This is a genomic window from Paenibacillus praedii, assembly GCF_049725345.1.
Lineage (GTDB): Bacteria > Bacillota > Bacilli > Paenibacillales > Paenibacillaceae > Pristimantibacillus.
The window spans coordinates 1-10053 of sequence record NZ_JBMWAM010000036.1; the positions used below are offsets into that span (position 1 = coordinate 1).

Genomic DNA, 10053 nt, shown 5'->3' on the forward strand with positions numbered 1-10053 from the left:
GCGGTGTAAGCAATCAACGCGATTATGGTAACTGATCGAGCTTTTTCCGCGATCATATGGACACCTTCCTTCTCGTTCCTGTGCCGTCAGGTTTACGACCTCGAATTTCCTACTAATTCGCTTTGTATCTATTCGTGGCGCCATCGGAGTATCCTCCCGTTAGTTCAACAAAGACAATCGATCGTTCTGATCGGCCGCCGCTGTGATTTATTAAGCTATCGTTCTCGGTTAGCGTAACAATACCATGGTACGACAGTAATTAACATAGAAATTTATTTGCTCAAAGTTCGTTTTCTATATCACTTAAAAAAGAAAGCACGGCTATTTTCATCTGCTCCACACCTGGTTGTTCTATCGGAAAATGCCCAGCTCCTTCTAAAATTACACATTCTTTCTTACCGTTTAACCGTTTATAAAAAGATTCACTTAAGATAAAAGGCGTCATTGGATCTATTTCAGGATGGACAAGTAATATAGGACAAATATCAAAATTTTCGGGTTCAATCATTGATTTCATATTTAAGAAGGTTCTCAGAAATCGCAAAGTAATTTTTGTGCCTGCCGCTAAAGGATCTTTCATAATCAGTTTGGTCATTTCAAAATCATTTGTAATTAATTCCATTCTTGATACTTTTGAAACAGAAATTCGTAACGAATCCAATACAAAAGGGATAGCATCCATCATGAATTTACCCAAACGGCTAATAACCTTATTCGGGGCAATTTGATCACGAACTTTCGGGTTACTTGTATCCACAAAGGTCGTTACAATCAAACCTCCAACTTGTTTGCTCATTGTAGCCGCATGATAAGCTAGCATGCCTCCAATACTGGCTCCTAATAAAACAATCGTTTTACCGTCTCGTTTGATTTCCTGTTCGATCAACTCCGTGAGTATTTCAATCCAATGTAGGTATTCCATAGATTTTAATGACTCAGTGTAACTTAGTCCATAAGGAGGGAGGTCAGGGGATACAACATCATATCCATGTTTTTGTAACAACCGTGCATAAGGTGCCAATAATCTACCATTACCACCTGCACCATGAACTACAATAACTTTAATTTTAGAATCTGGAACGCACATACGATCCAGATGGACATGATAATCGTTCCAATCCCACCACTCTTCAGACGGTAAGTTATTTTCTGTTATTTGCAGTTCTTCAGGAAAAAATTTTTGATATTTCTTCCAATATACTTCGGATTCATTGTATGTTAAATGTTTAGTGTTAGAATTCATGTTCTTATCTCCTTCAATAGCACAGAAATAGTTCACCTTATTGCCGTTAAACTAAACTGCCCGTTAGCGTAACGAAGGGCCGCTAGATTGGCAGCCCTCATGATGTTGAACTATTGTTCCCCGTTAACTTAATGTCAAAGGTAAAATATACTTTTAATAAACATCGATTTTGAAAGGCTTTGATTCAATTTCAAAATCAAATTCTTTCTCATCTTTTTTAATTCTGAATTTCGCCTTTGAAATGACTTCATAACTTCCTTCCTGTAACAAAAGCTCATTATATTTCGGAGAAACATGCTCCCCTTCATCATAGCTATAAGAATCTTTTGAATTTAATGTGGTCACGTATCCGATGGCATCCACAAATCTTTCCTTTACATTTTGTTGGACAAGTTTACCATTCATATCATAAGCCTCATATGTGAACATACTTGCACCGTGCTCTATTTTCCAAGAGCTTTTTGAATTATTGATTAGAGAACTATTAACACTAAAAACCTCATTAGCTTGTAAATTTCTAGACGTTTGTACCATAATCCCGAACATTTCAGCCTTTGGTACTGCCTCAGTGTCACTTTGACATCCAACCATTGTAGTAAGTATGAGTAATAGAATAACTATGACAGGGTGCTTCAAAAGTAAAACCTCTTCCGTGTTCAAGTTTTTATTTCCTATTATTGGGACTACTATTTAGACGTTATAAATAATCTTTAGTTTCGTTAAACTACCCGTTAGTTGAGAAAACAAGAACGGTTGCCGCAGCAACCGTTACTGCACTATCGTGTCCTGTTAGCGGAATGGCGTGTTAATTAAATTATACAGTTTGTTTTAGTTTTATTTCAAAATTAGGTTTTGTTACATATTCCATATAGCATGAACTACCATCAAAATCCAAGAATGCTTGATAGCGAGTGCGTATAGCTGGAGCTAAGACCACACCAAGCACTTTATCCTTTTCGAACCATAGAACTTCTGATGTTTCCTCGGATGTACACAATTCTCCACCTACGGGCTTGCACATAAAGTCTAGTATTACTTTAGTTGGAACATCGGTTACACCATCATGCCATTTATAAATTCCTGTATTTGAGTAAACTCCTATTAAATTAGAAACAATCACGACTATTCCACTTTCCTCTTTTATTTCTCTTATCAAAGCATCTATTAGGTTTTCACCTACTTCCACTTGTCCACCAAGAAATACCCACTCACCATGTTGTGTCTTTACTAAAAGAACATGTCCTTGTTCATTTTCTACGATACCGCCTACAGCTACAATATGGGTTGGCATTATCGTGCTTATTACCTCCGAATTTAAATATATTGGATAATAATGCCATGTAAAATTGTATCACGAAAACCTATTTGATGTGAACTCTTCTGCCAGTTAGCTTAACAAAGAAAGGGAGCAGCTGCCGCAGCAAACTACTCCATGTTTGTTCAACTATCGTACCCCGTTAGTTCAACAAACTACCTGCTTCCTTGAAGGCATTTTTATACACTTCATTACTTTTCACACGTGAATTCTGAAATATCTTTTTCCTCATAGAGTGAAACAAAATCACAGAAGTATTAGGAAAAACAGTTTCAAATCCATTCTCTTTGTCCAGTTTTATCAATAATTCCTCAATCACATAAGAAATGTTAGGGTGCTGATGATGTATGGTGGAAATACTCTTCAAATACTCCTCCAGGTATTTTTCGAAATCGTGGCAAACTACGTATTCCTCAATACCTATATAAAACAGGAATCCACTACCATCATCCCATTCGATTAGCAGCCCCCAGATTACGATTAAGGAACCCGATCTATAGCTAGGGTTGGAGTCATTAAAATGCATGCAATAGGGATATAGCAAATCACCACACCAATTGAGGTCAATGATTCCGCCTTCTTCTTGGATACTGAAGTATAGCAAGGCTAATTTCTCTGAAATGATATTATCTTCGATATGAATACCTCCTCACCATAAACATATAGAAACTTATACTTTTTCACTGCTGTATGTTATTTAAACGAAGAAGGAAGTCGAACATGCTGGCAGGCTCCCATCTTATTTTTATAAACTATAGCTACCCATTAGTTAAATGAGCCATTAATTAAATAATCTAATTTTTCACTTCTTCAGCCACTCAGGATTGGAACTCAATAGCTCTAACCATTCCTCAAGTGTTTCTTTGATATCAAACCGATTTTTTGTACGTTTTTCTTTTAATACATCCCAGTAACCATTATCTTTTACAATTTGTAAAGCGTATTCTCCTTCGGGACTTGAATCTGGGTACCAGCCTAAATCAATTATTATTGATTCTTCTCCCTCTGTGGGTATACACATTTGCCCGTTAGAATAATCCAATTTGATGATATGAAGAATATCCTCGGTGAAGTAGTCCCAATTCTTTAGAAAGTCTTCTGTATCTAAATCAGGTTCAGGTTCAACATCAAAGAACTTATTAAAATACATTGCGAAACCTGCAGGGATTCTTAATTCCATTAGATTCATAATTATCATTCCTTATAGTAATTTTCCTCTTGATTTCAACCTACGATACTCGAGACAACTGCCTTATTTATTGTTACCAGTTAGCTTATTAAAATGAGCGATGAGCAGGCCACCGCAGTGCCTGCTCATCCATATGTAAATTTAACTATCGTTCCCGTTAGCTTAATTACGATTTTTCATCAATAAACTGCCGTCCTAGTTGACTTAAAAAAAGATTATAGTCGTTAACCTCGACAAACCTCACAAGTTTTTCTTCAGTGGAGGTAGCTTCAAAAAATGGAACAATGCAGAAATCGATATCCTGTTGCAGGATATAAATCAGTTTACTGGGATCTTTCCATACGCGGTCGTAACGGGTAAACGGATCCTCCAAGTCAAAGGTTGCTTCTGATATTCCACCATAAGGAGTAAGCCCAGGGATATCGCCCATGCAGTACCAGTCCAGGTACGTTTTTTTTTGGAATGCTTTTTCAACCAACTCTTGCAAGGGGATGCTAAATAACAAGGATTCGGATTGTTTTAATCCACGTATTTTTGCAAAGGTGTGATGGTAAATGCCAACGCTAACATAGAAAGAAGCAAATATACTGCTATTAGCACGGCTTTTTTGTATACTGCATTGCTGCAAAACTCCGTCTATCTTTCGTTTGAACACATTTTTCGAACGCGAAAAGCCATATTCAAGGAATTTGGGTTCAAAAACATTTGTAATTATCTCGTTCAGTTTTTCGCTATAATGAATACTCAAATATATTTCCTCCTACAAACAGTCAAACCATTTGCCCAGGGGTACAGCAACAGGCTCAACAAGTCGTTCAGTCAACACCCCGAAAGCGTACTATGCCCTCGTTTAAAAGTCACTTCTTTTTTCTCAAGAGTTTGTAAATAATTACACCCATAATAATTATCAAAATAAGGACAATTACTGGGAACCAGAGGTTTCCGATTACAAAATAACTGTCCTCATATTGGTATTCCTCACTTAAACGATTCACTGTTCTTCTCCCCGTAGTTGCAGGATTCTCCTGTATACGACCAGGCTACCATCATTTGCAACCTGTTGATGGGCAGTCGTTCCCAGTTAGTTTAATGCCCTAGAGTCTTTTCGAAAACCGAAAACCAGAAACGGTGTAACCTAAATGTTTATAGAATTGATGTGCCTCTTCACGTTCTGGTCTATTGCCGCTAGTCAGAACAATAACGTTTGCTCCGTTTTCCCTCGCCCATTTTTCCGCTTGTTTAATAAGCTCTTTTCCTATTCCTAGCCCTCTATACTCTGCTTTTGTAACCAATGCTGAGATTTGAATTACAGGATCATCCCCTTCATAGCTGTAAAGCTGACGAAGGCCAACCATTCCAACCACTTTTCCATCGCGTTCAGCCACAAAAGTACAATACATTGAATTTGAGGTGATTTTCTCCAATCTTTTTTACATCTGTTCTTTTGATGCAGGATGGGCTAAATCACTCATCAATTCGGTTACCGCTTCAATATCACTAAGTGAAAACTCCTTTATAACTTGCATTTTCGGCATCACCGCTTTCCAGAATATAACTCACAAATCCAACTAAACATTTTGAGGTTATTGAAGATAACTGCCCGTTAGCGGAGCGGATTGCTAGTTAATACAAAACAAACGATGGATCGGTTCCACCGCTGCGCTATCGTTACCCGTTAGCTTAATGGGGTAGCAACCATCCATACATGACCGAACGGGTCTTCAATTTTTCCCACACGGTCTCCATGAGGCAAGTTCTGAATTGGTCTGAGGGCTATAGCACCTTTATCCACAGCTCTTTGAACCGTATTATCAACATTATCGACGTATAAATAGATAATTATAGAAGTACCGCCAAGCGATTTTGCCGCATGATTGTTTCCAGGAAATTCGTCCGCAATCATGATGCGGGCATCTCCTACTTGAACCTCGGAATGTTCAATTTTCCCGTCGTCTGTAACCATTCTGTTAACTTCTACGGCACGAAAAACATTTTTGTAAAAGTCTATTGCTTGGCTAGCATCATGAACTGCCAGCATCGGAATTACAGGAGAAGTACGACCCATTACTTAGTTCCTCCACGACATAGAATATATTTGCATGATACAGCCCATTTGTTCGCATGTATATAATTTTTACTGCTTATAACTGCCCGTTAGCGTAATGAAAAATGGAGCAGCTGGCGATGAAACTGCTCCATGGTGGGTTGAACTAACGTATCCCGTTAGCTTAGTCACTATCGGTCACCTGAATTGGTATGACTTCATCACGATTTTCGTTTAGCATATAAACTGTCCATACAGAGGCATTCGGGTCATACTCAACTTCTTTAACCACTGAAAATTAGTTTCTGCAATTTTAAGCGAGGAAATCGCCTTTTTAAAGGCTTCCTCTTCAGACAGCTCAGCTCTACTGCATGGGAACCGAAATCACGGAAACACAAAATACGGTTCGGGTAACGGCAGTTTTTAAAGAAAACATCCCCATACTCTTTAGGAGTCGGGGACGATTGTGTTGTAAGCAATTAATCGATTACTGAGGTCCATCCCTTACCCGTCCGAATAGCTTCAATAACACGTTGATCTCGATATCCCTGTCGGAATGTGGGATAGACTTGATAAGTCTCACCCTTGACGTCTGCAACAAATTCCCGAAAAAAAGCATTCCATTTGTTCTGTTCACCATTACCAGTATCCGGATATCCCTCTTTAAATCGGTCCGGCAGTGGTTTAGCAATGGTTCCCTCAGGACCAACAATGCTTATATCATAGTCAAAGACACCTTTTGCATCTATCGTTCCTCTTTCTCCGTAGATTCGAAAATACGGGGATGTAGGAGAAAATGGTATCATGGCGTCGAACTGAATAACGCAAGTGAAGCTGTCTCCTAATGGAAGACAATATTCCATTATCGCGTTAAAGGATGAGTCGGCATCAACCGATTTCCATTCAGCGGCAGCAACCTCCTCATTGCTCGGGATCATGAAGGATTGCCGGTAATCATGAATCTCACCAAGAACAGGAGCCTTCTCTCTATCGAGTCGCGCTTCTCCCATAACGCGGATGGGATCACTGCCGAAAACCTTGGTCAGAATCCCAAGATATTGCGTAAGAGCATTATGCAAAGTCCCACCGCCGAGTGAGAGATCAGATGTCCACGTCCATGGAGAGTTCGAGTGTAACATTGGTACGAAGGCAAAAATCTCTACCGCCTTTATCCGTCCGATTGCTTCCGTACGAACCAGTTCTCGAATCCAGGATGTAGTAGGATCATACGCTTGAGTTGCTGCGTAAGCATGCTTAATACCGGTGCCCTCAACCGCTTTCAACAAACGTTTTGCTTCAGTTGCAGAGATTGCGAGGGGCTTCTCACAAACAATATGGGCTCCTAGGGCGAGAGCCTCTTGGATTACATCCTCTCGTAATGCAGCAGGTGTCGCCAGCGAAATAATATCAGGCTTCAATTCATGCAATGTAGCGCGCCAATCAATCGATGCTACAGGAATATTGAGCCTGTCTGCAACCCCCTTTACGACACTAGCATTACGAGCGCAAATACCGACTACTTTAACTCCTGCACTTCTCAGCCCTATTGTATGACCTTCCCCAGCCCAACCGGCACCAATAACAACTGCCCGTAACGGCGCACTCATTTCGAACCACCTCCTAAATGATAATCTCCGGCACACGCAAAATCGTTTTATTGTTTATGTAAGCGCATACAACTTATACCACACATTTTAAAATTATGCAATGCGAAAAATCAGCCCGTTGATCTGTAGTTGTACATTATTCATCAGCGCTCAACTATTCTGCCCGTTAGCTCAATAATACCTTTTTAATCCAAATAAGAGGAGGACATTTTAGTCCTCCCCGAAGTTCGTTATTGAGCTATTGTTCTCCGATAGCAATAACAATCTGTTCAATTAACCTGCTGAATTTGTGCAAAGCAAAGGGTATGTAGGATCCCTGATCGTTCATCTGTTTTACAGTGTAATAATTTGATATCCCTCACCGATTAGCTTCGAAATGCTGGCATGCCCATCTTTATCATTATCATGTGCAAAAGAAATACTGGACTGCTCGGTGCTTTCTTTGACCGCAAACGAATTCGCACAATGCTCGCACGCTTCGATAACACCAAGTTTTTTCACAGCTTTATAAATCGGATTAGCGGCATGGCTTTGATCTTCGAATCTCCTGATCCATAGAACACCTTGCCCGTCAAAAATCAACTTAACTTGATGATCACTGACCAGAACTCATTACGCTAACCTCCCTCTATAGAGAATCGTTTTCCTCTTAAATACGCTTGTTTTCTTAGATTTTGAACGTTTTTCTTTCCCACGAAACAGTAACTGAATGGAACAAGGTTGTAGAGGATGCAAAATATGGGGCGTAGAAAGCGCAAAAAGCATATCCACCCAGACCACTCGTTTAAAAAAGTGGTCGTTCTGGAGATTTATGGTCGCACCTTTGGATCTCCACATCGCCTCATGGAGGTCAACCCTCCCATGTCTCACAGAGTCTTAGCTCCCACATTCCTTCATTCAACCTGTCCATGAGGTGGAGGTCGGATATGCTGCCCGACAGGATCTTCGTCCGTATGTTAGTGTTGTTCCGACTCATCCGTGCTTCAATTGTCTGTACCTTAGTTATTTACGTTCGTCTTCTAATGAATAGCATGAATTTAAGCTGCAAAAGAAACTTCCGTAAACCGAGGGATATCCAGCATCATTTTTTCTTCACTAAACTGATGCCCCTTCTTCAGGACACCAAAGAGTACTCGTACTAACTTCCCACAGAGTGCAATGAGCGATTGCATCTTTTTCAACGGATTCGTTGAACGTTTCGTGTAATAATGATGCAGTGCCTTAAACGCTCGGTTCTTAGCCACCAGTGGCATCATGACGCGAAATAGCAGCGCTGTAGCCGCTTACGCCCTCGCTTCGTGATCTTCGTTTGTCCCTTGTGTTTACCGGACGTGTTTTCTTTTAGGTTTAAGCCTGCGAGCTTAATGATCTGTTTTGGATGCCGGTAACGTTCAATGTCGCCAATTTCAGCGAGGAAACCGGCTATACTGTCCCGGCCAATTCCTTTAATGGCCAGTAGTTGCTCCACATGGGGGATTTGCCCCAAAAGCTCATCTAGCCTTGCCTCAAGCTCTTCAAACTTATCTTCAAGCAGCTCGTACTGTGTTAACAACAGCCTCAGCTCAAGTTTTGCCAGTGCTGTACCTTCTCGTATACCAACGGAACGGCTTGCCGCCGCTTTCAGACTCCTCATACGCTCGATACCGAGACCTCGCTTGGCAACCTTTCTGAGATGACTCAGCAAGGCTTCCTCTGACTCAAAAACTAGCTCATGCGGCAACAAACAAAGACTGAGCATTTGGCGTGCGGACTTGCATTCCCAATCCTTAAATACCGTGAGGAACTCTGGGAAGTACCGATCCAACCAGTTATGGACACGGCCTTGCACCACGCGCAGATCAGTCGACAGATGGTCGCGAATTTTCATCGCTTCCCTTAGTTCGGCATAGATCCCCTGGGGAAGATGAGGTACGGCGTATCTTCCGTCTTTGACGAGCTGTGCGATGACTCTAGCATCTTTGATGTCGTTCTTGGTTGGCGAATTGTCATCCAACTCTTTGCTTTTCTTCACGTGGAGCGGATTAACCACAGCGCACGTAATGTGATGTTCTCTTAGAAAATGGGCCAGGTTCAGCCAGTAGTGACCGGTCGGTTCCATGCCAACGATGGTGTCCTGGAACCCTTGCTCCGTCGCAATCTTTCTGAACCAGCTAACGAACATTTCGAAGCCTTCACGGTCGTTCTCAAACGTAATGGGCTTCCCAAACTCGACTCCGCGGTAGTCTTGTGCTCGAGCGACGTGTTTGAATTTAGCGATGTCTACACCGATAATTAAGGTAGAAGTAGTTATTTGATTAATGCGTTCATTTTGAGTAGAATTCATCTTGTAGTCTCCTTGGTTTGTATTTGGATCCGGTCGCTGGCCAGCATCTGGGACCCATATACATCTTACCAAGGAGTCTATTTGTTTCTCAAACCTTGTATTTCTTCATTATAGGAATGCTGCCAGTTAGCGTAACGAAGGGCCGCTAGATTAGCAGCACTCATGATGTTGAACTATTGTACCCGTTAGCTTAAGCCCATAAGCGTTTAATCCATCCTCTTTATCCATTACCTAGTCCCGAAATGAAACATTTTGGGAATTGAAACAGTCTAATATTAAAAGCGAGGAGGTATGGTCACAGTGGGCAAATATGTGTACGTAATGCTATTTTG

The 10053-nt window shown here is 40.9% G+C and carries 9 protein-coding genes and 1 pseudogene; all 10 read right to left on the reverse strand.

What is annotated here, in order from left to right:
* Positions 1-280: 280 nt before the first annotated feature.
* The 10 genes and pseudogenes from ACO9K6_RS20680 to ACO9K6_RS20725 all read right to left on the reverse strand — a co-directional run bounded on the left by ACO9K6_RS20680 (position 281) and on the right by ACO9K6_RS20725 (position 9721).
* Positions 281-1243, reverse strand: coding sequence for an alpha/beta hydrolase (locus ACO9K6_RS20680; RefSeq protein ID WP_424769418.1), 963 nt, complete (start codon positions 1241-1243; stop codon positions 281-283).
* A 153-nt stretch (positions 1244-1396) separates the two neighbouring features.
* Entirely contained in the window at positions 1397-1903 is a 507-nt protein-coding gene (locus ACO9K6_RS20685) for a hypothetical protein (RefSeq protein WP_424769419.1), read from the reverse strand.
* 154 nt (positions 1904-2057) lie between these two features.
* Positions 2058-2534, reverse strand: coding sequence for an NUDIX hydrolase (locus tag ACO9K6_RS20690; protein WP_424769420.1), 477 nt, complete (start codon positions 2532-2534; stop codon positions 2058-2060).
* A gap of 826 nt (positions 2535-3360) precedes the next feature.
* Complete coding sequence (locus ACO9K6_RS20695) at positions 3361-3747, reverse strand: hypothetical protein (RefSeq protein WP_424769421.1); 387 nt, start codon at positions 3745-3747, stop codon at positions 3361-3363.
* Positions 3748-3913: 166 nt separating this feature from the next.
* Positions 3914-4495 (reverse strand): DUF4304 domain-containing protein, encoded by a 582-nt coding sequence (locus ACO9K6_RS20700; protein ID WP_424769422.1) that lies wholly within the window; start codon positions 4493-4495, stop codon positions 3914-3916.
* Positions 4496-4841: 346 nt separating this feature from the next.
* Positions 4842-5171 (reverse strand): GNAT family N-acetyltransferase, encoded by a 330-nt coding sequence (locus tag ACO9K6_RS20705; RefSeq protein WP_424769423.1) that lies wholly within the window; start codon positions 5169-5171, stop codon positions 4842-4844.
* Between the two features lie 251 nt (positions 5172-5422).
* A complete protein-coding gene (locus tag ACO9K6_RS20710) occupies positions 5423-5812 on the reverse strand; it encodes a VOC family protein (RefSeq protein ID WP_424769424.1) in 390 nt (129 codons plus the stop codon).
* A 458-nt stretch (positions 5813-6270) separates the two neighbouring features.
* The gene (locus tag ACO9K6_RS20715; RefSeq protein WP_424769425.1) at positions 6271-7398 is read right to left on the reverse strand and encodes a Gfo/Idh/MocA family protein; all 1128 of its coding nucleotides are present in this window, start codon (positions 7396-7398) and stop codon (positions 6271-6273) included.
* Positions 7399-7731: 333 nt separating this feature from the next.
* Complete coding sequence (locus tag ACO9K6_RS20720; protein ID WP_424769426.1) at positions 7732-8004, reverse strand: DsrE family protein; 273 nt, start codon at positions 8002-8004, stop codon at positions 7732-7734.
* Between the two features lie 431 nt (positions 8005-8435).
* Positions 8436-9721: pseudogene (locus ACO9K6_RS20725) on the reverse strand (IS110 family RNA-guided transposase).
* Positions 9722-10053: the final 332 nt, after the last annotated feature.